23 protein-coding genes and 1 tRNA gene are annotated in these 21,744 nt (G+C 70.4%); 9 read left to right on the forward strand and 15 right to left on the reverse strand.

What is annotated here, in order from left to right:
* Positions 1–263 precede the first annotated feature (263 nt).
* On the forward strand, positions 264–899 hold the full coding sequence (upp, locus tag LXM90_RS08640) for a uracil phosphoribosyltransferase (protein WP_020096508.1): 636 nt from the start codon (positions 264–266) through the stop codon (positions 897–899).
* 9 nt (positions 900–908) lie between these two features.
* Here the strand turns inward: upp and LXM90_RS08645 are convergent, their stop codons facing one another.
* Genes LXM90_RS08645 through kaiC form a run of 4 tightly spaced genes read right to left on the reverse strand, consistent with a single transcriptional unit; the run spans position 909 to position 5,000 of the window.
* Positions 909–2,660 (reverse strand): ATP-binding protein, encoded by a 1,752-nt coding sequence (locus LXM90_RS08645; protein WP_234082397.1) that lies wholly within the window; start codon positions 2,658–2,660, stop codon positions 909–911.
* A complete protein-coding gene (locus LXM90_RS08650; RefSeq protein WP_020096506.1) occupies positions 2,660–2,932 on the reverse strand; it encodes a circadian clock KaiB family protein in 273 nt (90 codons plus the stop codon). The genes LXM90_RS08645 and LXM90_RS08650 overlap by 1 nt, the downstream gene beginning before the upstream one ends.
* Positions 2,933–2,973: 41 nt before the next feature.
* Positions 2,974–3,315: a circadian clock KaiB family protein gene (locus LXM90_RS08655; RefSeq protein WP_091677182.1), complete on the reverse strand. Its 342-nt coding sequence runs from the start codon at positions 3,313–3,315 to the stop codon at positions 2,974–2,976.
* Positions 3,312–5,000, reverse strand: coding sequence for a circadian clock protein KaiC (gene kaiC, locus LXM90_RS08660; RefSeq protein WP_234082400.1), 1,689 nt, complete (start codon positions 4,998–5,000; stop codon positions 3,312–3,314). The genes LXM90_RS08655 and kaiC overlap by 4 nt, the downstream gene beginning before the upstream one ends.
* A 247-nt stretch (positions 5,001–5,247) precedes the next feature.
* Between kaiC and LXM90_RS08665 the strand changes: the two genes are divergently transcribed.
* From LXM90_RS08665 to LXM90_RS08680, 4 genes are all read left to right on the forward strand, one after another.
* Positions 5,248–5,874, forward strand: a complete 627-nt coding sequence (locus LXM90_RS08665) for a DUF938 domain-containing protein (RefSeq protein WP_020096503.1) — start codon at positions 5,248–5,250, stop codon at positions 5,872–5,874.
* Between the two features lie 119 nt (positions 5,875–5,993).
* A complete protein-coding gene (locus LXM90_RS08670; protein ID WP_091677173.1) occupies positions 5,994–7,235 on the forward strand; it encodes an ABC transporter substrate-binding protein in 1,242 nt (413 codons plus the stop codon).
* A gap of 121 nt (positions 7,236–7,356) precedes the next feature.
* On the forward strand, positions 7,357–8,370 hold the full coding sequence (locus LXM90_RS08675) for an NAD(P)H-quinone oxidoreductase (RefSeq protein ID WP_020091846.1): 1,014 nt from the start codon (positions 7,357–7,359) through the stop codon (positions 8,368–8,370).
* Between the two features lie 113 nt (positions 8,371–8,483).
* Positions 8,484–8,786, forward strand: coding sequence for a hypothetical protein (locus LXM90_RS08680; protein WP_020091847.1), 303 nt, complete (start codon positions 8,484–8,486; stop codon positions 8,784–8,786).
* Between the two features lie 45 nt (positions 8,787–8,831).
* Here LXM90_RS08680 and LXM90_RS08685 read toward each other — a convergent pair whose 3' ends face one another.
* The 10 genes from LXM90_RS08685 to LXM90_RS08730 form a co-directional block, all read right to left on the reverse strand.
* Positions 8,832–9,713, reverse strand: coding sequence for a 3-hydroxybutyryl-CoA dehydrogenase (locus LXM90_RS08685; RefSeq protein WP_026604743.1), 882 nt, complete (start codon positions 9,711–9,713; stop codon positions 8,832–8,834).
* A gap of 183 nt (positions 9,714–9,896) precedes the next feature.
* Entirely contained in the window at positions 9,897–10,850 is a 954-nt protein-coding gene (locus tag LXM90_RS08690; protein ID WP_020091849.1) for an electron transfer flavoprotein subunit alpha/FixB family protein, read from the reverse strand.
* Positions 10,851–10,916: 66 nt separating this feature from the next.
* A complete protein-coding gene (locus LXM90_RS08695; protein ID WP_020091850.1) occupies positions 10,917–11,666 on the reverse strand; it encodes an electron transfer flavoprotein subunit beta/FixA family protein in 750 nt (249 codons plus the stop codon).
* Between the two features lie 167 nt (positions 11,667–11,833).
* Entirely contained in the window at positions 11,834–12,406 is a 573-nt protein-coding gene (locus LXM90_RS08700; RefSeq protein ID WP_020091851.1) for a cob(I)yrinic acid a,c-diamide adenosyltransferase, read from the reverse strand.
* 13 nt (positions 12,407–12,419) lie between these two features.
* Positions 12,420–13,049, reverse strand: coding sequence for an acyloxyacyl hydrolase (locus LXM90_RS08705; RefSeq protein WP_234082403.1), 630 nt, complete (start codon positions 13,047–13,049; stop codon positions 12,420–12,422).
* Positions 13,050–13,187: 138 nt separating this feature from the next.
* On the reverse strand, positions 13,188–13,373 hold the full coding sequence (locus LXM90_RS08710) for a twin transmembrane helix small protein (protein ID WP_020091853.1): 186 nt from the start codon (positions 13,371–13,373) through the stop codon (positions 13,188–13,190).
* Positions 13,374–13,440: 67 nt separating this feature from the next.
* The gene (locus LXM90_RS08715; RefSeq protein WP_234082406.1) at positions 13,441–16,074 is read right to left on the reverse strand and encodes a TIGR02302 family protein; all 2,634 of its coding nucleotides are present in this window, start codon (positions 16,072–16,074) and stop codon (positions 13,441–13,443) included.
* A 136-nt stretch (positions 16,075–16,210) separates the two neighbouring features.
* The gene (locus tag LXM90_RS08720) at positions 16,211–17,419 is read right to left on the reverse strand and encodes a polyhydroxyalkanoate depolymerase (RefSeq protein ID WP_020091855.1); all 1,209 of its coding nucleotides are present in this window, start codon (positions 17,417–17,419) and stop codon (positions 16,211–16,213) included.
* 235 nt (positions 17,420–17,654) lie between these two features.
* Positions 17,655–17,900 (reverse strand): hypothetical protein, encoded by a 246-nt coding sequence (locus tag LXM90_RS08725; RefSeq protein ID WP_020091856.1) that lies wholly within the window; start codon positions 17,898–17,900, stop codon positions 17,655–17,657.
* 170 nt (positions 17,901–18,070) lie between these two features.
* Positions 18,071–18,280, reverse strand: coding sequence for a hypothetical protein (locus tag LXM90_RS08730; RefSeq protein WP_020091857.1), 210 nt, complete (start codon positions 18,278–18,280; stop codon positions 18,071–18,073).
* A 378-nt stretch (positions 18,281–18,658) separates the two neighbouring features.
* Between LXM90_RS08730 and LXM90_RS08735 the strand changes: the two genes are divergently transcribed.
* From LXM90_RS08735 to LXM90_RS08745, 3 genes are all read left to right on the forward strand, one after another.
* Complete coding sequence (locus LXM90_RS08735) at positions 18,659–19,312, forward strand: Maf-like protein (protein ID WP_020091858.1); 654 nt, start codon at positions 18,659–18,661, stop codon at positions 19,310–19,312.
* Complete coding sequence (locus tag LXM90_RS08740; RefSeq protein ID WP_020091859.1) at positions 19,309–19,494, forward strand: DNA gyrase inhibitor YacG; 186 nt, start codon at positions 19,309–19,311, stop codon at positions 19,492–19,494. Before LXM90_RS08735 ends, LXM90_RS08740 begins: the two co-directional genes overlap by 4 nt.
* Before the next feature lie 103 nt (positions 19,495–19,597).
* Positions 19,598–19,673 (forward strand) — tRNA-Phe (locus LXM90_RS08745).
* A 104-nt stretch (positions 19,674–19,777) separates the two neighbouring features.
* Here LXM90_RS08745 and LXM90_RS08750 read toward each other — a convergent pair.
* Entirely contained in the window at positions 19,778–20,530 is a 753-nt protein-coding gene (locus tag LXM90_RS08750; protein ID WP_091677156.1) for a Crp/Fnr family transcriptional regulator, read from the reverse strand.
* 212 nt (positions 20,531–20,742) lie between these two features.
* Here LXM90_RS08750 and LXM90_RS08755 point away from each other — a divergent pair, with 212 nt between their 5' ends.
* Positions 20,743–21,720 (forward strand): phosphoribosylaminoimidazolesuccinocarboxamide synthase, encoded by a 978-nt coding sequence (locus LXM90_RS08755; protein WP_234082409.1) that lies wholly within the window; start codon positions 20,743–20,745, stop codon positions 21,718–21,720.
* Positions 21,721–21,744: the final 24 nt, after the last annotated feature.

Raw genomic sequence — 21,744 nt, forward strand, 5'->3', positions numbered from 1 at the left:
TCTGCTTCGGCCGAAAATCTCTCTTATCCAGACGAAAGCGTTGACGGCGACGATACAAGTGACGCTTGTGCCGGACCCGCACGCGACGGTCCGCGTCGACCGAGCCCCCATCCTTCCGAGAGGATTCCGCGCCCGGCCGCGATGCCTACCCGAGTCCTCACGCACCTCCGTCGATCCGGCCTTCCGCCGGGATCACCGGGACGAGTTGCACCCCGGCCTTCGCTCCTGCATTGCTCCTCAACCGCAAGGGGAGGGTTCGGGGCATGTCGACGGCTCGGGTCACCGTGGTCGATCACCCGCTGGTGCAGCACAAGCTGACCCATCTGCGGGACAAGAACCGCTCGACCAAGGGCTTCCGGCAGATCCTCAACGAGATCGGGATGCTCCTGGCCTACGAGGTGACCCGTGACCTCCCGCTGGAGCCCGTCACCATCGAGACGCCCCTCCAGCCGATGCAAGGGCAGCAGATCCAGGGCAAGAAACTGGTGCTCGCGCCGATCCTCCGCGCCGGAGTGGGTTTTCTCGACGGCATGCTGTCGCTGGTCCCGTCGGCCCGCGTCGCGCATATCGGGCTCTACCGGGATCCCGAGACGCTGGAAGCCGTGGAGTACTACTTCAAGGCGCCGTCCGATCTCGCCGACCGGACGGTGCTGGTGCTGGATCCGATGCTGGCGACCGCCAACTCGGCGATCGCGGCCCTCGACCGCCTCAAGGCCCGGGGCGCCTCCGACCTCCGCTTCGTCTGCCTGCTGGCGGCGCCGGAGGGCCTCGCCAAGTTCCAGGCCGCCCATCCGGACGTGCCGGTCTGGACCGCGGCGATCGACAGCCACCTGAACGACCACGGCTACATCGTCCCGGGCCTCGGCGACGCCGGCGACCGGATGTACGGCACCCGCTAAGAGCCGGCCTCAGCGCCGCCGCCGGGCTCCGGCGCGGCCCTTGCCGACGACCTTGCGGAGGGTCTGCGAGAGCTGATCCACCGAGTAGGGCTTCTGGATCAGGTCGAAGCCGTGGACGCCCTCCTGCGCCAGCACGTGGCTGTAGCCGGAGGTGAGGACCACCGGCAGGTCGGGCAGGCGCCGCTGCAGCTCGCGGGCCAGCGCGATACCGCCCATGCCGGGCATCACGACGTCGGAGAAGACGGCGTCGAAGCGGAAGGGGATCCTCTCGATCTCGACGAGCGCCTCCTCGGCATTGGTTGCCCAGACGGTCTTGTGCCCGAGATCTTCCAGGATCTGCGTGGCGAAGCGGCCGACCTCGATGTTGTCCTCGACCACCAGCACGCAGAGGCTGGCGCCGTCGAGCCCGCTCTCCTCGCTCCGCGGCGTGACGGACATGTCCGGCGCGTGCTCCGCCTGCGGCAGGTAGAGCGTGAAGGTCGTGCCGTGGCCCGGGCTGCTGGACACGTCGACGTCGCCCCCGGACTGCTTGGCGAAGCCGAAGACCTGGGACAGCCCGAGCCCGGTGCCCTTGCCGATGTCCTTGGTGGTGAAGAACGGTTCGAAGATGCGCGGCAGCACGTCGGCCGGAATGCCGATGCCGGTGTCGGACAGCGACACCGCCGCGAAGGTGCTGCGCGACCCCGCATGACCGCGGATCGCCGGCATCGGCCGGTCGCCGGATAGCTTCAGGGTGAGGGTGCCCTCACCGCCCATCGCGTCGCGGGCGTTCACCGCCATGTTGATCAGCGCGGTCTCGAACTGGCTGAGGTCGGCGCGGATGTAGCAGGGGGTGGCGGGGATCTCGGCCAGAACGCTGATGCGCGCTCCGGTGACCGAATCCAGCATCTCCGCCACGGCCCGCAGCGAGGCGCCCACCTCGAAAACCTCGGGCCGGAGGGCCTGACGGCGCGCGAAGGCCAGGAGCTGGCCGGTCAGCTTGGCGGCGCGGTCGACCGTGTCGGAGATGGCCTCGACGTAACGGCGACGGCGCTCCTCCGGCAGGTCCGGGCGCTTGAGCAGGTCGGTGGAGGATTTGATCACCGTCAGCAGGTTGTTGAAGTCGTGGGCGACGCCGCCGGTCAGCTGCCCCACCGCCTCGAGCTTCTGCGACTGCCGCAGCGCCTCCTCCACGCGCTCGCGCTCGGCGCTCTCGGACTGGAGTTTGGCATGGGCCTCCGCCAACGCCTGCATATTGCGTCGCTGCTCGGTCAGGTCCGTGAGGATCCCGCAGAGGAGCGGCTGATCGCCCTGGCAGGCGAAGCGGCTGAGCGACAGGAAGGTCGCGCTCTCCGATCCCGCCGCGTGCAGCGCGATCTCCTCGCGGACGGGCCCGTCCATCGCGTGCCGGATCAGGCGCCCGAGGTCGACATCCGCGTGGACGAAATTCCGGAGCGCGCGGCCGGTCAGGCGCTCCTGCGGCTCGCCGAGCATCTCGGCCAGCCGCCGGTTGCAGTAGAGCAGCGTCCCGTCCAGCGCCAACGTGAACGCGCCTTCCTGCATCTGCTCGATCAGTGCCCGGTAGGGCAAGTCCGCGTTCTCGAGTGTGTAGACGAGACGCTCGTGGTTCGGGCCCTCCACCACGACGGCGTCGAAATCGCCCCGGCGGATGGCCGCGAGGGTCTCCTCACTCTCCTCCAGCCGCGCCTCGAGCTCACGGATATGGGCGCGATAGGCGTCGAGCCCGGGCTCGTCGCCGGGCAGCAGAGCGTCCACACCCATCAGAGCGGCTCCGCGGCGGACGCGATCTCGAGACTGCGCAGCACGCGGCCCTCATCCAGGAGGTCGCCCGAGAGGCGCCGTTCCGGCCCCGGCGCCAGTCTCAGGAGTGTGGGCGCGGCGAGGATCCCGTCGCGCTCGGCAAGGTCGGGTTGTTGATAGATGTCGACGATCTCCAGCTCGTAGCGGCCCGGGAAGTGGGCCTCGCAGATGCGGCGCAGCACTTCGACCGCGCGCAGCGAGCGCGACGCGGTTCCGGCCACGAACAGCCGCAACCGGACGTGCTCCGCGTCCGTCGGAGACGAGGCGGCCGCGTTCAAGGCCGGTCGGCCTTGGGACGGATGTCGAGGCCGACCAGAACCTTCTCGGTGTTCGACAGGTCGCCGATGATCCGCTTGAGCGGCGACGGCAGCCGGCGAACGAGGGTCGGGATCGCGAGGATCTGATCGCCGGCGGCGAGCTGAGGGTTCTTCATGAGGTCGATGACCTCGATGTCGTAGTGGCCGGCCAGGTGCTCCTCGCAGAACCGCTTCAGGTTGCTCAGGGCAGCGAGAGACTTGGCCGTCTGCCCGGCGACGTAGAGGCGCAGGTGATAGTGGCCGGAATCGCGGTCGAGATCCGTCTCGGGTGCTTGGTCGTCCGATGTCGTATCGCTCATTCCGCGGCACTCCGTCGTGCGCTCAACGCCTGCTGCTCCGCCGCGAGCGTGACGCCCCGCGCCGCGTCCTCGGCACGCAGGCTCTCCTCCTCGTCCACGGCCGCCTCGAGACCGGCCCTGAGCTCCTCGATCTGGCGCTCCAAGGCGGAGCGTCGGCGCGCCATATCCCGGAGCCGGCGCTCGGTCGCGTCCCGGTGCTGCTGCGCGGCCGCGCGTTCCTGAGCCTCCTGAACCAGGCGCGCGGTGCCGGTGAGAACACCTGAAGGACCAATATAGGCATCCACCAACTGGATCCCGTCCGACGACATCAGAAATTCGCGGATCTGGTTGGAGTGGCTCATACCCCGCGCCTTGATGACGTACAGGGTCCGCGTCCGCTCGCCGTTCGCCTCCATGTTCTGGAGCTTGATCCAGGCATCCATCAGGGAGGACACGCCGAGATCGTTGTCCTCGATCAGGGAGCCGTCGCCGCGGAGGGTCGTGAAGATCGCCGTGATGCCGCGGGTCTTGATCAGGTCGATCATGCGCAGGAGCGTCGCCTGCAGCTCGCCCGACGACCCGCGCAGGGCCGAGATCGGGTCGAGCACCACCACGTCCGGCCGGAACTGGTCGAGGTCGCGGTGCATCCGCGCGAGATGCGTCTCCAGACCGAACAGGCTCGGCCGCGCGGCCTCGAAGCGGAGGCGGCCGCTCGCCACGTGCGCGGCGAGGTCGAGCCCGATCGAGCGCGCGTTGCGGATGATCTGGGCACCGCTCTCCTCGAACACGAAGGCCATGCAGCGCTCGCCGCGCCGGCAGGCCGCGTCGAGGATCGAGGCGGCGAGCATGCTCTTCCCGGTCCCGGCCTCGCCGGAGATCAGGATCCCGGAGCCGCGATGGAAGCCCCGCGGTCCCAGCATGGCGTCGAGCCCGGCGATCCCCGTCGAGAGGATGCCGTCGGGCACCCCGTAGACGAGATCCGCCGAGGTCACCGGCAGGACGCTGATCCCCGCGTGATCGATCAGGAACGGGTACTCGTTGGTGCCGTGGGCGGAGCCTCGATACTTGACGACGCGCAACCGTCGCGTGGTGATCTGGTCCTCGACGCGGTTGTCGAGCAGCACGACGCAGTCCGAGACGTACTCCTCCAGGCCCTGGCGGGTGAGCGGCCCGTCGCCGCGCTCGCCCGTGATGATCGCGGTCAGGCCGCGATCCTTGATCCAGCCGAACAGGCGGCGCAGCTCGGCGCGGAGCAGGGTCGGATCGGTGAAGCCCGCGAACAGCGTCTCGATCGTGTCGAGGACGACGCGCTTGGCCCCAATCGAGTCCACCGCGAAGCCGAGGCGGATGAACAGGCCCTCGAGGTCGTACTCGCCGGTCTCCTCGATCTCGCTCCGCTCCACGCGCACGTGGTCGATGGCAAGATGGCCCGCGGCGATGAGACCGTCGAGGTCGTAGCCGAGCGACGCGACGTTCGCCGCCAGATCCTCGGCCCGCTCCTCGAAGCTCATGAACACGCCGGGCTGGCCGTAGAGCGTCGCGCCGTTGACCAAAAAGGTCGTGGCGAACAGCGTCTTGCCGCAGCCCGCGGCGCCGCAGATGAGCGTCGGCCGCCCAGCCGGCAGACCGCCATGGGTCAGGTCGTCGAAACCGGTGATGCCGGTCGCGACCTTGGGTAGTGTCCGGGCGGCTTGCGGGTCGGGCACGATGGGCGAATCCCTGGACGTCTCGGAGGACGGCAAGTCCGGAAGTGGGGCGGCGCTCTCAACCCTGCCGGGCCGATCGGGACGGTTCGCACCGCGAGAGACGCGGAGGCTGGCGCGAACAGCGCATCGAACGGGCGGAACACCGGTGGAATGCGGTATGGCAACGGGTCCGCCCGCGCAATATGGGTGCGTGACGCGTCCGGCCGCCATCCCGTCGACGGACTGCGCAGACCGATGGAGGGCCTCCATGCTCGGCTGGGACGTCGACGTCAACGAGGCCCTGACGGCGCCGGCCGTCGCGCGCAACCGCGACGCGATCCTGGCCGTGCTCCGCGAGATCCTGCCCGACAGCGGCACCGTTCTGGAGATCGCCAGCGGCTCCGGTGAGCACGCGGTTCACGTCGCCGCGGCCCTGCCTGGCCTGGACTGGCTGCCGAGCGATCCCGAACCCGCCGCCCGGCGCAGCATCGCCGCGCACGCGCTCCGGGCCGGGCTCGCCAATATCCGGCCGCCGCTCGCGCTCGACGCCGCCGCCGCGGCGTGGCCCGTCGAGCGGGTCGACGGGATCGTGTGCATCAACATGATCCACATCGCGCCCTGGGCCGCCACCGAGGGCTTGATGGCCGGCGCCGGACGCGTCCTGAGCGCGGGCGGCGTCCTGTTCCTGTACGGGCCGTTCCGCGAGGCGGACCGGCCGTTCGCGGAGAGCAACGCCGCCTTCGACGCCTCCTTACGCGCGCGGGATCCCGCCTGGGGCGTGCGGGACCTCGACGCCGTCGCGGCGGAAGCGACCCGGCACGGGCTCAGCCTGGTCCGGCGCGTGGCCATGCCCGCCAACAATCTGAGCCTGATCTTCGGCCGGGCGGACAGGTGAGCGCCCGTCTGTCACGGCTTTCCGCATCTGCACACTGTATTCAAGCATCCGCGTGCTGCACTATCCTGTCCTGAACCCGATGCGGCGGCAAAAGCCGCACGGGCCGCAGGAGGAAGCCCATGCCGATGGAACGCAGCGTCTCGAGCCGGGCCCTCGCCCTGCTCGCAGTGGCCGGATTACTGGGATCGACACAGGCGCGGGCCGCGGATCCCATCAGGATCGGGGTGATCGCCGAGGCGCAGTCGGTGGTCGGGGCCTCGATCCCGCAGGCCGTCCAGCTCGCCGCCGACGAGATCAACGCCCAGGGCGGCGTCGACGGGCGCCAGATCCAGGTCGTCACCTACGACGACAAGTCCTCGGCCTCCGACGCGGTCCGAGCCTTCCAGCGGGCGGTCTCCGAGGACAAGGTCAACCTCGTCATCGCCAGCTACATCTCCGAGGTCGTGCTGGCGCTGATGCCCTGGGCGGCCCGGCTCAAGACGCCGATGATCACGCCCGGCGCGGCCTCGAACGAGATCAGCGCCGCGGTCCACAAGGACTACGCGCGCAACAAGTACACCTTCCATGGCTACCTGACCTCGGCGGCGCTCGCCCAGTCCATCTGCGATTCCACCAAGGACATGCTGATCGACCTGATGAAGGTGAAGACCGCCGCGATCATGAGCGAGGACGCGGCCTGGACCCGGCCGCTCGACGTCGGCTACGAGAAGTGCCTGCCCGAGATCGGCGTGAAGGTCGTCGACCACATCCGCTTCTCGCCGGACACGGGCGACTTCACGCCGATCTACAACAAGATCGAGGCGGCCAAGCCCGACCTGATCGTCACCGGCATCTCGCATGTCGGCGTGCAGCCGACCGTGCAGTGGCAGAACCAGAAGGTGCCGCTCGCCATGACCGGCATGAACTCGCAGGCGACCTCCTCGACCTTCTGGTCGAACACCAACGGCGCGACCCAGGGCGTGATCTTCCAGAGCATCGCCGTGCCGGGCGCGGCGATCACCGACAAGTCGCTCGCCTTCAGCGCCGCGTTCAAGAAGCGCTTCGGCAGCGACCCGTCCTACGCCGGGTACATGGCCTACGATCAGGTCTACTACGCCGCCGACGCGGTGAAGCGGGCCGGCACCACGGAGGCCGACAAGCTCGTCGACGCCCTGGAGAAGACCGACTGGGTCGGCACCGTCGGGCGCACGCAGTTCTACGGCAAGGACGACCAATTCACCCACTCGATCAAGTACGGGCCGGGCTTCGTTACCGGCCTGATGGCGCAGTGGCAGGACGGCAAGCAGGTCGCGGTCTGGCCGAAGAGCCTCGCGCAGGGCGCGATCGTCCTCCCGGCCGCCGTGAAGGCGGCGGCCCGCTAGGCGGCTCCCCGGACCGGCAACGGGCACGCGGCTTGCCAAGCGCGCCCGTTGCCGCAAGTAGAGCCGGGCCGCGACACCGTGAGCGCGGCCGAGACGACGTGCGCGCTGAGGACAATCGCTGATGGCCACCACCGACCTGCCCGGGACCATGCGCCAGATCCGTTACGCGGGTTCCGGGGGACCGGAGGTGATCAGCCTGGAGAACGCGCCCGTGCCGAGCCCGGGGCCCGGCCAGGTCCTGATCGAGGTGGTGGCGGCCGGGGTGAACCGGCCCGACGTCGCGCAGCGGTCCGGGGTGTACCCGCCGCCGCCCGGCGCCACCGAGATTCCCGGCCTCGAAGTCGCCGGCCGCGTGGTCGCGCTCGGCAGCGGGGTCGAGGGCCTGTCGGCCGGCGACGAGGTCTGCGCCCTGGTGATCAGCGGCGGCTACGCCGAGTACGCCGTGGCCGAGGCGGCCCACTGCCTGCCGCGACCGAAGGCCGTCTCGCTGGTCGATGCCGGCGGTCTGCCGGAGACCTTCTTCACGGTCTACTCCAACGTGGTCCAGCGCGGCCGCCTGACGCGCGGCGAGAGCTTCCTCGTCCACGGCGGGTCGAGCGGCATCGGCGCCACGGCGATCCAGATCGCCAAGCATGTCGGCGCCCGGGTCTTCGCGACGGCGGGCTCCGCCGAGAAGTGCCGGTTCTGCGAGGATCTCGGGGCGGATGCCGCGATCGACTACAAGCAGGCCGACTTCGCCGAGGAACTGAAGCGCCTCACCGACGGGCGCGGCGTCGACGTCATCCTCGACATGATCGGCGCCAGCTACCTCGCCCGGAACCTGAAGTCGCTGGCACCGGACGGGCGGCTGGTGATGATCGCGCTGATGGGCGGCTACAAGGTCGACGGGCTGAACATCACGCCGATCATGCGCAACCGCCTGACCTTCACCGGCTCGACGCTCCGGCCACGCGGGAAGGCCGACAAGGCCGCGATCGCCGACGGTCTCCGTCGGGACATCTGGCCCGAACTCGAGGCCGGACGCATCCGCTCCGTCACCCACGCCACGTTCCCGCTCGAGCGGGCGCGGGAGGCGCACGAGCTGATGGAATCGAGCGCCCATCTCGGCAAGATCCTGCTGACGACCGGCCGCTGAGCCGGCCCCGTCAGGAACCTGCCTCGGCGGCCCCGCGTTGGCGGCCGGTAACGAGATCGTGTCGCACAGCGCCCGTTCCGGCGTGTGGCGTCCCGCCGAGGAAGGTTTTGCACATGGCCGAGAGACTGAACCCCAACGAGAGCCGCCAGGGCGAGCGCGGCAAGCCGGTGCTCTGGGTCCTGGTGGCGAGCCTCGTCCTGCTGGCGATCGCCACCGTGGGCCTGCTCACGTGGAACGGCGCGAACTCGCCGAAGGACTACGCCAGCCAGAGCCAGGACGCGTCGCGCAAGGAGGTGACGGGCTCGGTCAACGGCCAGTCCGGCGGGTCGTCGCCGTCGAACAGCACCGCCGTCCCGGGCGGCAACCCGTCCTATCCGCAGCCGGCCCAGCCGGGCGCGAACGGCGCGCCGAAGTAAGGCGTCGCGCGCGGGACGGGATGCGCCGTCCCGCGGCCGACCCTCTCAGCGGGTCGGGATCGGCGTCGGGCCGCGGTAATCGTAGAAGCCGCGCTTGGCCTTCCGGCCGAGCCAGCCGGCCTCGACGTACTTCACGAGGAGCGGGCAGGGCCGGTACTTCGAATCGGCGAGGCCCTCGTAGAGAACCTGCATGACCGACAGGCAGGTATCGAGGCCGATGAAGTCGGCCAGCTGCAGCGGGCCCATCGGGTGGTTCGCGCCGAGCTTCATGGCGGTGTCGATCGACTCGACCGATCCGACGCCCTCGTAGAGCGTGTAGATCGCCTCGTTGATCATCGGCAGCAGGATCCGGTTGACGATGAAGGCCGGGAAATCCTCCGACATCGTCGACGTCTTGCCGAGTTTCGCGATGAACGCCTTGGCCGACTCGTAGGTCGTGTCCTCGGTCGCGATGCCGCGGATCAGCTCGACGAGCTGCATCACCGGCACTGGGTTCATGAAGTGGATGCCGATGAACTTCTCCGGCCGGTCGGTCGCCGCCGCCAGCCGGGTGATGGAGATCGACGACGTGTTGGTCGCCACGAGGGTCTCCGGCCGCAGCGACCCGCAGAGCGTGGTGAAGATCTCGCGCTTCGTCGCCTCGTTCTCGGTCGCCGCCTCGATGACGAGATCGCACGGGCCGAGGGCAGCGAAGTCGCGGGCGGGGACGATGCGCGAGCGGGCCTCGCCGCTGTCGCCTTCGGTGAGCGTGCCCTTCGAGACGAGGCGCGCGAGGCTGCCCTCGATCACCGACAGCCCGTTCTCGAGCCGGGCGGGATCGCGGTCGTTCAGCAGAACCTCGAAGCCGGCGGTGGCGCAGACTTGCGCGATGCCGCTGCCCATCTGGCCCGCGCCGACGATGCCGACCCGCTTGATCTCCATATGCATGTGCCGACCTGTGCCCCCAAGGCGGATGCCGCAGCGCTGCCGCCCAGCTCTCTGGACGGCACGGACGCGACGGCACCGCGCGAAGTCTCGCCGCTGCTGCCTTCTAGACCAATCCTCGATCCGGAAGGAACCCGTGAAGCCGCGTTCTGCGACAATGCTCGCGGGTTGCCAGATCCGGTGCCGTTACTGGCCCTTGGCTTTGCCGATCTCGGATTGCAGCTCGGGAACGACCTGGAACAGGTCGCCGACGAGGCCGTAATCGGCCACCTGGAAGATCGGCGCGTCCTCATCCTTGTTGATGGCGACGATGACCTTCGAGTCCTTCATGCCGGCGAGGTGCTGGATCGCGCCCGAGATCCCCACCGCGACGTAGAGGTCCGGCGCCACGACCTTGCCGGTCTGCCCCACCTGCCAGTCGTTCGGCGCGTAGCCCGCGTCCACGGCGGCGCGCGAGGCGCCGACGGCGGCGCCCAGCGAGTCGGCCAGCGGCTCGATCAGCTCGTGGAACTTGTCCGAGGATCCGAGCGAGCGGCCGCCGGAGACGATGATCCGCGCCGAGGCCAATTCCGGCCGGTCGGACTTGGCGATCTCCTCGCCCTTGAAGCTCGAGCCGCCCGCCTCAGGCGCGGCCGCCGAGACGGCCTCCACCGGCGCCGGGGCGCCGCCCTCTTCGGCCGCCTTGAAGGCCGCCGTGCGCACGGTGATCACCTTCTTGCCGGCGGGCGCCTGCACGGTCTGGATGGCGTTGCCGGCGTAGATCGGCCGCTCGAACGTGTCGGGCGAGACCACCTTGATGATGTCGGAGACCTGCGCGACGTCGAGCAGGGCGGCCACGCGCGGCAGCACGTTCTTGCCCGTGGTCGAGGCCGAGGCGATGATCGTGTCGTAGGGCTCGGCGATGGCGGCGATGAGCGCCGAGACCGGCTCGGCGAGATCGTGGTCGTAGACGCCGTCCTCGGCGTTCAGGACCTTCTCGACGCCGTCGAGCTTGCCCGCGGTCTCGGCCACGGCCTTGGAGCCGGTGCCCAGCACGAGGGCGTGGACCGGCGCGCCGATCTCCTTGGCGGCGGCGAGCGCCTTCAGCGTGCTGTCCTTGATCTGGCCGTTGCCGTGCTCGACGAAGAGAAGTGTCGTCATGGTCTGCTGGTGCCCTCGAAGGTGGTGGCGCGGGGCTCGACCGTCGACCGGGAGCCCCGCCTCGGATCAGATGACGCCGGCTTCGACCTTGAGCTTCTGGACGAGCTCGGCCGCGGAGGCGACCTTGACGCCGGCCGAGCGGCCCGGCGGTTCGGCGGTCTTCAGCACCGTGAGCCGCGGCGTGACGTCGACGCCGAGCGCGTCGGGTGCCAGCTCCTCCAGGGGCTTCTTCTTGGCCTTCATGATGTTGGGCAGCGATGCGTAGCGCGGCTCGTTGAGGCGGAGGTCCGTCGTCACGATGGCCGGCAGCTTGAGGCTCACGGTCTGCAGGCCGCCATCGACCTCGCGGGTGACGTCGAGGCTGCCCTCGCCGGGCTCGATCTTGTACGCGAAGGTGCCCTGAGGCCAGCCGAGCAGGGCGGCGAGCATCTGGCCGGTCTGGTTCGAGTCGTCGTCGATCGCCTGCTTGCCGAGGATGACGAGCTCCGGCCTCTCCTTCTCGACGACGGCCTTCAGGAGCTTCGCGACGGCGAGCGGCTCGCAGTTCACGTCGGTCTTCACCAGGATCGCCCGGTCGGCGCCCATGGCGAGTGCCGTGCGCAGCGTCTCCTGCGCCTGCTGCGGGCCGATCGACACGGCCACGATCTCGGTGACCTTGCCCTTCTCCTTCAGGCGGATCGCCTCCTCGACGGCGATCTCGTCGAAGGGGTTCATGGACATCTTGACGTTGGCGAGCTCGACGCCGGAGCCGTCGGCCTTCACGCGAATCTTGACGTTGTAGTCCACCACCCGCTTGACGGGCACCAGCACCTTCATGGCGGTCACGATCCTTCCCCGGAGGATTCTTGTCGTCGTGCAGGCCACTCCCACGGGCGCGCGAGGCGCAGCGTGGCCGGGGCACGCAAGGCGCCGGACCGTAACGGCCACATTTCCGCCTTGTCAACGCGGCGCCGTGGCGGCCCCGCGAAAACCGCGATGCCGGCTCAGCGATTGGCGCCGGGCACCCAGAGCACGTCGTCGGCCCCGTCGCCGTTCGCCGCCCGGCTCGCCACGAACAGGAAGTCCGACAGGCGGTTGAGGTAGCGCAGCGCCTCGGACGAGACCGTCTCGTCCTCCCGCGCCGCGAGGCTCACCGCGAGCCGCTCGGCGCGCCGGCAGACGGTCCGGGCGAGGTGCAGGGCCGCGGCAGCCGGCGAGCCGCCGGGCAGCACGAAGGATTTCAGCGGCGGGATCGCGGCGTTGAGCGCGTCGATGTCGCGCTCCAGCCGGTCGACCTGGCTCGCCACGATCCGCAGCGGCTCGTAGGGGAGGGGCTCGGGGGTCGGCGGCGTCGCGAGGTCGGCGCCGAGGTCGAACAGGTCGTTCTGGATCGCCCCCAGCATCCCGTCGAGGGGGCCCTGCGTGTGCAGGCGCGCCATGCCGATGCAGGCATTGGTCTCATCGACGGTGCCGTAGGTCTCGACCCGCAGGTCCGCCTTCGAGCGCCGCTGCCCGTCCGCTAGCGCGGTCGTCCCCTTGTCGCCGGTCCTCGTGTAGATGCGGTTGAGCTTGACCACGGGGTGGCGTGCCTCAGAACGTGTAGCCGATCTTGCCGCCGAAATTGGTCAGGCCGCGGTTGTTGGCGCAGAGCCCGGCATTCGACATGTGCTCGACCGTCGCCATGATGCTCCAGTGCTCCGTCAGGCGGAAGCCCAGGGCGGCCGCCTCGCGGAACATCGGCGAGCAGCCGAGGGTGTTGAAGCCGTAGGGCGTCTCGGCCTTCGGGCCGGTCCAGCCGTTATGGGCCACGCCGCCGAAGAACCCGTCGAGGAACACGCGGCGGTTGAAGGTCTCGGGGAAGATCTCGAGCGTCCAGGTCGCGCCGAGATAGGCGTAGCTGGTCCGGCCGCCGGTGTTGTAGCTGCCGCCGACGGTCGGCCGCGGCACGAAGGCCTGCCAGAACGGATCGTCGCTGATGCGCGGCTTGGCGAACAGGATCTCGCCGTTGACGTTCGCCTTGCTGAAGCCGGGGAGCTTGCCCTCGGCGCTCCCGGGATCCTGCACCGAGCCGCCGATCCGGATCTCCGACACGATGCTGAGCGGCTGGACGGGGGTCGCGTAGGCGGCGGGCGGCGGCGGCGCGAGGTCGGCGGCCGAAGCCGGCAGAATCGCCGCCCCGGTCAGAAGGCCGAACAGACGGAGGCGGGAAGGGGCAGTCATGCGGGCTCGGCCGGTTAGGCGCAGCGATTTGCTTCTACCGAGCGTAGCAGAGGCCCGCGCGGCGGGGCGGCCTATTCATCCTTCACCGGATCGAAAGGTGTTCGGTGCGGCGGCGCGGTCACACCCGGCCCGACGACGTCACGCCGAGCGCCACCAGACGACGCCCATGATGATCACGATCGCGACGAACTGCAGGAGCACCCGGAGGCGCATCAGCTTCTGCGAGAGGTTCACGCTGCCGCCGCGCATCATGTTGGCGAGGCCCGCGACCAGGACCGCGGCGACGGCGAGGCAGGCGATCAGGACGAGGGTGTTGGACGACATGCGGTCGGGGATCCGGGTGGGGCGCAAGCCGCGATGCGGCTCGGCGCGTCGTTGAGGTGTCGGGCGCTCAGTTGCGGCGGAGCAGGCGCTCGAAATAGTCGAGTTCCTCGCGGGGGCGACTCGGGTCGCCGAGCTTGCGCCGCAGCTCCTCCATGATGCGCCGGGCGCGCTGGACCGCGGATTCGTCGGCCGTGGGGACGCGGACCCGCCCGTCGCTCATGTCGCGGCCGCGGGTCGGGCGCCCGAGGGGATCGTCGTCGCGCGCGCCGGCCTGACCCTGCTGGCCCGGCTGCTGGCCGCCCTCCTGCTGGCCCTCGCCCTGGCCCTCGGCCATCTCCTGCATCTGCTGGGCCATGCCGTCGGCGCCGCGCTTGAGGCCGTCGAGGGCGCGGCCCTGCGCGTCGACCGCGCCGTCCGAATCGCCGTCCTTCAGCGCGTTCTCGGCCTCGCGCATGGCGTCCTCGGCGTCGGAGAGGCCCTGCTCGCCGCGCATGCCGTTCTCCTTCATGCGCTTCTGAAGGTCCTCCAGCCGCTGCCGGAGCGCCTGCTGGCGCTCGCCGACGCCGCCCTGCTGGCCCTCGCCCTGCTGCCCCTGACCCTTCTGGCCCTGTTGGCCCTGACCCTGCTGGCCTTGCCCCTGCTGACCCTTCTTACCCTGCTGGCGCTGGCCCTGCTGGCCGCGCTGTCCCTGCTGCGGCTGGCCGCGGTTCTGCGGGCGCTGGCCGTCGCGCTGCTCCTCGCCGTCCTTGAAGGTCTCGTCGCGCAGGCCCTGCTGCTCGCGCGACATCGCGTCGAGATCGCGCATCTGCTTCTGCATCTCGCGGGACGCCTGATCGGAGCGTCCGCCGCGCTCGGCGGTCTGGAGATTCTCCAGGATGTTGCGCAGCTGCTCCATCAGGCGTTGCGCCTCGGCGGTGTCGCCGCGCTTCATCGCCTCCGCCATGTCCTGGATCATCTTGTCGAGATCCTCCGGCGTGACGGTCTTGGTCTGCCCGTTGCTCTGGCCGCGCTCGCTCTGCTCGCGGGGCTCGCGGCCCTGCTTCTGCGCCATCTCGGACAGGAACTTGTCGAGCGCCTGCTTCAGGTCCTGCGTCAGGCGCTTGATCTCGTCGTCGGGCGCGTTGCGCTCGATCGCCTCCTTCAGCCGGTCCTGGGCCTGGCGGAGCTGCTTCTCGGCGTCCGACAGGTCGCCGTCCTCGATCTTGAGAGCCATCTCCCAGAGGAGGTCGGCCACCGCGACGAGGTCGGCATCCGTTCGGGCGCGGCGCAGGCGCTCGGTCGCGGTCCGCAGGCCGAGGAAGATCGCGGGCTGCGGCGTGTACGTGTCGGGCGCGACCAGCAGGGCGTCCAGCGCCCCCTGGACCCAGCGGCGATCCGTGTCGGGCGCGATGACGAGCCGGCGGCGCTGCTCGGCGAGCGCCCGCGCCAGCGGCTCGCGGAACGGCCGCGCCGGCAGGACGATCTCGGTGTCGGGCGTGCGCCCCTCCTGGCCGGCCTCGTCCTTGACGACGATGTGGTAGCGCACCTTCGCGCCGGACCACGGGCTCTCGGTGAGGTCCACGAGGGTCTTGGTATCGGTGTCGCCGCTCGCGTCGCCCGGCAGCGCCAGGTTGATCTGCGGCACCGGGACCAGGGCCCGCGCGGATTTCAGCGGCTCGATCACCGCCTCGGCCGAGCTGATCCCGTAATCGTCCTTCGCCCGGTAGGTCAGGTTGAAGGTGCCGCGCCCGTTCACCTCGGGGCCGCCCACGGCGGTCACCTCCGGCGGCCGGTCGGGGATCGCGTCGACCGTGAGACGCTGCTTGCCCGCCGGGGTGACGATCGTCAGCGCGGCGCCGCCGACGATGCGGTAGCGCTCCTCGCGCAGGTCGGCGCGCGCCTCCTGGCCCGGCACCGGGACGAGGCCGGCATTCGGCGTGGGGGTCGTCTCGGACGCGGCCTTGCCCTGGCCGGCGATCCGCACGATCAGCTGCGCGTTGACCGGCGCGCGCAGGTGCTGGTCGCTCCCGTCCATCGCGATCAGCAGCGGCGGAAGCCGCGTGTAGAGCGGCGGGTCGATCCAGCCGTCCACGCGGAAGTTCGGGCCGGGCGCCGCCGGCTCCTGCCAGTCGAAGGCGGCGCCGATCCGCTGGCGCCACTCGGGGCCGGCCACGAACAGGCTGGCGACCGCCGCGACCACTAGGCCGGCGCGCAGCGCGAAGGGGTCGTGCCGGGTCATGCCCGGCCGCGGCAGGCCGACCCGCAGGGCCGAGATCGCCTGCGCGGCGCGGCGCTGGTGGAGGTCCCACAGCAGCCGGCTCCCCGGATCGGCGGCGCCGACGGCGAGGCTGTCCTGGGCGGCCGAGGCCGGCCCGTGCCGCAGCTTCGGATCGCGGGAGGCGGCCTCGCGGTCGAGCCGCGCCAGGGCGAGGCGACGGTCCGGCCGGGCGATGTGGATCAGCGGCAGGAGCGCGGCAACGAGCAGGATGGCGAGGGCGCCGAGGCCGATCTGGCGCCAGAGCGGCGTGAGGTCGAGCCAGACGCCCGCCCAGGAGACGACCAGGAAGAGCAGGAAGACGCCGATGCCGCGCCAGAGCACGGGCCAGGCCTGCTCCCACAGGGCGGCGGCCCGCGCCTGCGCCACGAGCCGGTCGAGCCGCGTGGACGCAGCGTCCGCTCCGCCCACCCGGGTCTTGCTCTCGGTGCCGTTGCTGCCGATCACGCCGACCGTTCCGCCTCACGCCGAAGGAGTGGCCCACGGAGCCGCGCCCGGCGGGCCCCGTCACACGTGCCTAGCATGGTGGGCCGCGCAGGTCGGCGGGTCAAATCGGCGCGACGCCGACCCGACCGGGGCGCGGTCAGTTGTGCGCCTGGATGAAGTTCCGCACCTGCGGGTAGATCTGCGACTCCCAGCGCCGGCCGGCGAAGACGCCGTAATGGCCGACGCCGGCCTGGAGGTGATGGGTCCGCATGTACGGGGCGAGGTCCGAGCACAGGTCGTGGGCCGCCATGGTCTGGCCGACGGCGCAGATGTCGTCCCGCTCACCCTCGACCGTCATGAGCGCCGTGCGGCGGATCGCGCGCAGGTCGATCGGCTCGCCCCGATACGACACCGCGTTCCGGGCCAGGGCGTGGTCCTGGAACACGGTCTTGACCGTCTCCAGGTAGAAATCGGCGGCGAGATCGAGCACGGCGAAATACTCGTCGTAGAAGGACTCGATCGCCTCGGCCTTGTCGTGCTCGCCGTTGGCCATGTGCCAGAACAGGTCGGCGTGGCCCTGGACGTGGCGCTTGGCGTTCATCGCCATGAAGGCCGAGACCTGCACGAAACCCGGATAGACCTTGCGGCCGGCCCCCTTGTGGCGCGACGGCACCGTGGCGATCAGGTTCTTCTCGAACCACTCGATCGGCTTGGAGGTCGCGAGCTCGTTCACGCCCGTCGGGTTGATCCGGCAATCCACCGGTCCGGCCATCAGGGTCATGCTGCGCGGGGCGGCCGGGTCCTTCGACTGCGCCATCGCGGCGGCGGCTACCAGGGCCTGCACGGCGGGCTGGCACACCGCCACCATGTGGGCGCCTTCGCCCATGGTCCGCAGGAACTGGATGAGGTGGCTCACGTAGTCGTCGAAGCCGAAGGTCCCGTCGGAGAGCGGCACGTCCCGGGCGTTGTGCCAGTCGGTGATGTAGACGTCGTGGTCGGGCAGCATCGTGCGCACGGTGGCGCGGAGCAGCGTGGCGAAGTGGCCCGACATCGGCGCCACCATCAGCACCTTGGGCTGCTCGGTGTGGATGTCCTTCTTGAAGTGGAGCAGCGTGGCGAAGGGCGTGACCTCGACCGCCTCCTCGGAGACCGGGACGCTCCGGTTCCCGACATTCACCGACTCGATGCCGTAGGGCGGCCGCGCGAAGGTCAGGCCGGCGCGCATCATCATCCGGGCCCCGGCGGACATCCAGGTCGCCGGCTCGCCCCACCCGACCCAGGGCGACCAGATGTCGTTCAGCAGCCGCCCCCACGCCCGGGTCTGGGCGGCCATGTCGGTCTGCAGATCGAACGCGTCGTACAGCATCGGGCAGGCACTCGCTTGAGCCCTGCCCGGCACGCGGGCCATCGGGGCGGCAACGTTGGCGGATGCCGGAGTGAGGGTTGCATCAGCGTGGCCGTGCAGGATGGGTCCCGTTCCCGGGGGCGGCAACTGTCCGATAGGCGGATGCGAACAAGAATTGTCGTGACGTGACTTTGATGCACCACGCGCCGCGCCGATCACATTCGGGTGTGCCGAATCGTCCGGCACACCCCCGCCGTCACGAGGCGCGGCGAATGACCGGGCGCGGGTCGGACTCGCTCCGACGATGCTCGCAGGCGACCTTGAGGTACCGGTCGCTGCCCCCGGGCAACCCGGCCTGGGCGGCCATCGTCTGGGCGTGCATCAGGCATTCCATCGGCGTGTGCGCCGGCGCGACGATGACGTCGAGGGCGGTGTCGCGCGAGCAGTCCTGGGCCAGCAGCGTGCCGGCACAGACGAGGGCAACGGAGAGCAATTCCGACATGACGGACCTCAGCTTCGAGTGATCGAAAGGTCCGCGGGGTGCTCCGGCGTGCGAGCCACCGCGTTGTCGTTGCCTGGTCGCTTCCTCCGGTTGCTGAAGACTTGAAGCACGTCATGTGCCAGCGCAGCACGACGCGTCCCTTGAGAGGTGCAGTGCCGTCCGGGCCGGCCTCAGTCGCGGGCGGGAAGCCAGCGCGTCTCCGGCTCGTCGGCGGGCAGGAGCGCCGCGACCGCGTCGAGGTCGACCACGTACTGATCGGTGAGGCGCTGCCACATCTCGACCGGCGAGGCGACCTGCGGCCGGAGCCCGTCGAGGGCGCGGGCGAGCAGAGCCGCATTGACGAGCTTCGGGCGCGGCACGAGCGGGTCAGCGTTCAGCATCGATGACGATCCCATTGGAGTGACGCCATCCTGCGTCGATCGTGGTTAACGATGGGTTACGTGCCGCCTCGACATCTTGCGCTGTTCTTGCGGACGCTTTCGCGCCGGGCTCTGAGCTGGATTCGTCGGCGCCCTCGGTCACGCCGAGGCGCCGCCAGACCTGAGTAACGCTGCCCGCGGACGCACCGGGCCGCGTGGGACGCCCAGGCGAATCCACGCGCGTTCGCCAGGGCGTCGGCACCCGCTCGAGTTCACAAGCCGGACCCCTTCCCTTATCAGGCAGGCGCATCGAGCCTGTCCCGGCCGACGAAGTGCCGCCGCGCAGGGCGCGCACGGCTCCGGTCGCGCGGCTCCGGTCGATTGTGCGAACGGGACATCATGGACGCCAAACCTGAAGCGATCGGCGCGACGCATGAGCCGACGGCGCGACTCGTGCTCGCGTCCGCTTCGCCCCGCCGTCTCGCGCTGCTCCAGCAGATCGGGATCGAGCCGGCGGCGCTCCTGCCCGCCGAGATCGACGAAACACCGCGCAAGGCCGAGCCGCCGCGCGAGCTGGCGCGTCGCCTCGCGCGGACGAAGCTCGCCACCGCCGAGGCGGCGCTCCACCTGGAGGACACGACGACGCCGACCTGGCTTCTCTCGGCCGACACGGTCGTCGCGGTCGGGCGGCGCGTCCTGCCGAAGGCCGAGATCCCCGACGAGGCCGCGGATTGCCTGCGCCTGCTCTCGGGCCGGCAGCACCGGGTCTACACGGCGGTCTGCGTGCTCTCGCCCCGCGGGCGCCGCGAGCGGATCGTCGAGAGCCGCGTCCGGTTCAAGCGGCTCTCGGGCCGGGACATCCAGGGCTACGTGGCCTCGGGCGAGTGGCGCGGCAAAGCCGGCGGCTACGCGATCCAGGGCCTGGCCGGGGCCTTCGTGGTCAAGCTGGTCGGCTCGTACAGCGGCGTGGTCGGCCTGCCGCTCTACGAGACCCTGAGCCTGCTCGACGGCGAGGGGTATCCTGTGCGAGCCGGGTGGGGCGCCCTCGCATGAACCGCGAACGCCGGCCGCCGCCCTGTCCGATCTGCCGGAAACCGTCCGCGCCGGAGTTCCAGCCGTTCTGCTCCCAGCGCTGCGCCGACGTCGATCTGGGGCGCTGGCTCAACGAGCGCTACGCGATCCCCGAGGAGCTCGATCCCGACGCGCCGCCGCCCCCGCCGGATCCGGAGCGCTGAATTTTTCGGCCTTCCGGTCCCGTCAATGTCACGCGAGGCTGGACAGGCCGCCAAGCACTCACTATACCCCGCGACGTCCGAGGCCGGCACCGGCGCGGACGACGCCCAGGTAGCTCAGTTGGTAGAGCATGCGACTGAAAATCGCAGTGTCGGCGGTTCGACTCCGTCCCTGGGCACCATCATCCCGCTGAGCCCCCGACCATCGGATCGGTAGAGCCGGCGACAGGATCCTCGATTTTCTGACAATACTCGGCTGCAGGTCGCGCGCGTCCGCGCGTCCCAATCAGCGCGTCTCCGCGTCGCGCAGGTGCAGGTAGGTCGGATCGAATTCGGCCGCTTCCTGCAGCCCGGCCCAGTCGTGGACGGTGAGGCGGCGACCCCGGAGCGTGATCAGGCCGGCGGCTTTGAGATCGCGGATCGTCCGATTGACGTGGACCGACGTGATCCCGAGGGCATCCGCGAGTTCGGGCTGCGTCATCGGCAGGTCGCAGGTCCGGTCGGGTGCCAGCCCGACGGCGTCGAGGCGGGTCATCAGCTCGCAGAACAGGTGGGCCATCCGCGCATACGCTTCCCGGCGCCCGGTGTTGAGCATCCATTCCCGGACCAGGGCGGCGTCCATCAGCGTCGCGCGCCAGAACACCTCGTTGAGGCGCGGGTGCGCCCGCAGCATCGCCCGGACCGCGTCGTGCTGGACGAAGCCGAGGCGGCAGGCGCTCACCGTGGCGATGTTGATGTCGAGTACCTCCAGGAACAGGCTCTGGAAATCCGGCACATCCCCGGGCACGTGGTAGCTCATCACCTGCCGCTTGCCCGCGCGTGTCGACTTGTAGGTGCAGGCGATACCGCTGAGCAGCGTGAAGCTCCGGGACGGCCGGTCGCCCTCCCGAATGATGTCCTGGTTGGGCTCGAACTGGGCGACCTGCAGCGGGAGCGCGACGAGGGCGGCGCGCTCCGCGTCGGACAGCCGGAACAGGGCCACGGTCTCGATCCGGCGCAGGAACGGATCTCTGACCGACGGTTGGGGTGTCTCGTTCATCGCGCCTCGGCCGTCCGGCAGAAGCGCTCGGCGTCGCGCAGCCGGTCGTCCACCGTCGTTGGTCCCCGCGTAAGTGTAGGGTCCCGGTCGGGCGCGACCAGGGCGAGGGCCGGCACCGGGCGCCCTCGGTGAGGCCGGGACTGGAATTTCCCGGCCCGTCCGCGCACAGAAGTCCGGCGGCGCGGTCGCCGTTCAGCCTGACGGAAAGCCCGATGAACACGGCAGATCTCGCCCCGCACGCGCATCAGGTCCTGCGCGACGCGACCCTGCCCGAGCTGCCCCGGCACTACCGCGGCAAGGTCCGGGACAATTACGACCTCCCCGACGGCCGTCGCATCCTCATCACGTCGGATCGGATCAGCGCCTTCGACCGGGCGCTCGCGGCGATCCCGTTCAAGGGCCAGGTCCTGACCCAGACCGCCCGCTACTGGTTCGAGCAGACCGCCGACCTGTGCCCGAACCACGTCCTCGCCTATCCCGATCCCAACGTGGTGGTCGGCCGGCGCCTGGAGATCCTGCCCGTGGAGGTGGTGGTGCGCGGCTACCTCGCGGGCACCACGTCGACCTCGATCCTGACGCGCTACCGCGCGGGCGAGCGGGACATGTACGGCCACACCTTCCCCGACGGGATGCGGCCGAACCAGCGCCTGCCGGAGGCGATCATCACGCCGACCACCAAGGCGTTCGACGGCGGCCACGACGAGCCGCTCACCGAGGCGGAGATCCTCGAGCGCGGGTTGCTGACGCGCGCGCAGTGGGAGACCGTGTCGGGGGCGGCCCTGGCGCTGTTCGCGCGCGGGACGGCGCTGGCGGCGGAGCGCGGCCTGATCCTGGCCGACACGAAGTACGAGTTCGGCACGGATCCCGAGGGCCGGATCGTCCTCGCCGACGAGATCCACACGCCGGACAGCAGCCGGTACTGGTTCGCGCAGAGCTATCCCGAGCGCTTCGCCGCGGGTTCGGCCCCGGAGAGCTTCGACAAGGACTTCGTGCGCAACTGGGTCGTCGCCCGCTGCGACCCGTACAAGGACGCCATTCCGGAGATCCCCGCCGAGGTCGTCCTGGAGACCGCGGCGGTCTACATCCGCGCCTACGAGACGATCACGGGCAAGCGCTTCGTCCTGCCGGACCCGGCCGAGGAGCCCCTGGAGCGGATCCGGCGCAACATCGCCGCCTATCTCGCGGCGTAGCCTCGGGGTCGGGACAGGAGGTGC

Source organism: Methylobacterium oryzae, assembly GCF_021398735.1.
In the GTDB taxonomy this organism is placed as follows: Bacteria; Pseudomonadota; Alphaproteobacteria; order Rhizobiales; family Beijerinckiaceae; genus Methylobacterium.

Excerpts from the sequence above, each read along its gene's own strand:
- LXM90_RS08730 (WP_020091857.1), bottom strand. The coding sequence starts at position 18,280 with ATGCTGAACGCTGACCCGCTCGTGCCGCGCCCGAAGCTCGTCAATGCG.
- LXM90_RS08750 (WP_091677156.1), bottom strand. The coding sequence starts at position 20,530 with ATGAACGAGACACCCCAACCGTCGGTCAGAGATCCGTTCCTGCGCCGG.
- LXM90_RS08665 (WP_020096503.1), top strand. The coding sequence starts at position 5,248 with ATGCTCGGCTGGGACGTCGACGTCAACGAGGCCCTGACGGCGCCGGCC.
- LXM90_RS08755 (WP_234082409.1), top strand. The coding sequence starts at position 20,743 with ATGAACACGGCAGATCTCGCCCCGCACGCGCATCAGGTCCTGCGCGAC.
- LXM90_RS08655 (WP_091677182.1), bottom strand. The coding sequence starts at position 3,315 with ATGAGCGATACGACATCGGACGACCAAGCACCCGAGACGGATCTCGAC.
- LXM90_RS08670 (WP_091677173.1), top strand. The coding sequence starts at position 5,994 with ATGCCGATGGAACGCAGCGTCTCGAGCCGGGCCCTCGCCCTGCTCGCA.
- LXM90_RS08685 (WP_026604743.1), bottom strand. The coding sequence starts at position 9,713 with ATGCATATGGAGATCAAGCGGGTCGGCATCGTCGGCGCGGGCCAGATG.
- LXM90_RS08720 (WP_020091855.1), bottom strand. The coding sequence starts at position 17,419 with ATGCTGTACGACGCGTTCGATCTGCAGACCGACATGGCCGCCCAGACC.
- LXM90_RS08690 (WP_020091849.1), bottom strand. The coding sequence starts at position 10,850 with ATGACGACACTTCTCTTCGTCGAGCACGGCAACGGCCAGATCAAGGAC.
- LXM90_RS08725 (WP_020091856.1), bottom strand. The coding sequence starts at position 17,900 with ATGTCGGAATTGCTCTCCGTTGCCCTCGTCTGTGCCGGCACGCTGCTG.
- LXM90_RS08675 (WP_020091846.1), top strand. The coding sequence starts at position 7,357 with ATGGCCACCACCGACCTGCCCGGGACCATGCGCCAGATCCGTTACGCG.
- LXM90_RS08680 (WP_020091847.1), top strand. The coding sequence starts at position 8,484 with ATGGCCGAGAGACTGAACCCCAACGAGAGCCGCCAGGGCGAGCGCGGC.
- LXM90_RS08710 (WP_020091853.1), bottom strand. The coding sequence starts at position 13,373 with ATGTCGTCCAACACCCTCGTCCTGATCGCCTGCCTCGCCGTCGCCGCG.
- LXM90_RS08740 (WP_020091859.1), top strand. The coding sequence starts at position 19,309 with ATGAACCGCGAACGCCGGCCGCCGCCCTGTCCGATCTGCCGGAAACCG.
- upp (WP_020096508.1), top strand. The coding sequence starts at position 264 with ATGTCGACGGCTCGGGTCACCGTGGTCGATCACCCGCTGGTGCAGCAC.
- LXM90_RS08735 (WP_020091858.1), top strand. The coding sequence starts at position 18,659 with ATGGACGCCAAACCTGAAGCGATCGGCGCGACGCATGAGCCGACGGCG.
- LXM90_RS08705 (WP_234082403.1), bottom strand. The coding sequence starts at position 13,049 with ATGACTGCCCCTTCCCGCCTCCGTCTGTTCGGCCTTCTGACCGGGGCG.
- LXM90_RS08695 (WP_020091850.1), bottom strand. The coding sequence starts at position 11,666 with ATGAAGGTGCTGGTGCCCGTCAAGCGGGTGGTGGACTACAACGTCAAG.
- LXM90_RS08645 (WP_234082397.1), bottom strand. The coding sequence starts at position 2,660 with ATGGGTGTGGACGCTCTGCTGCCCGGCGACGAGCCCGGGCTCGACGCC.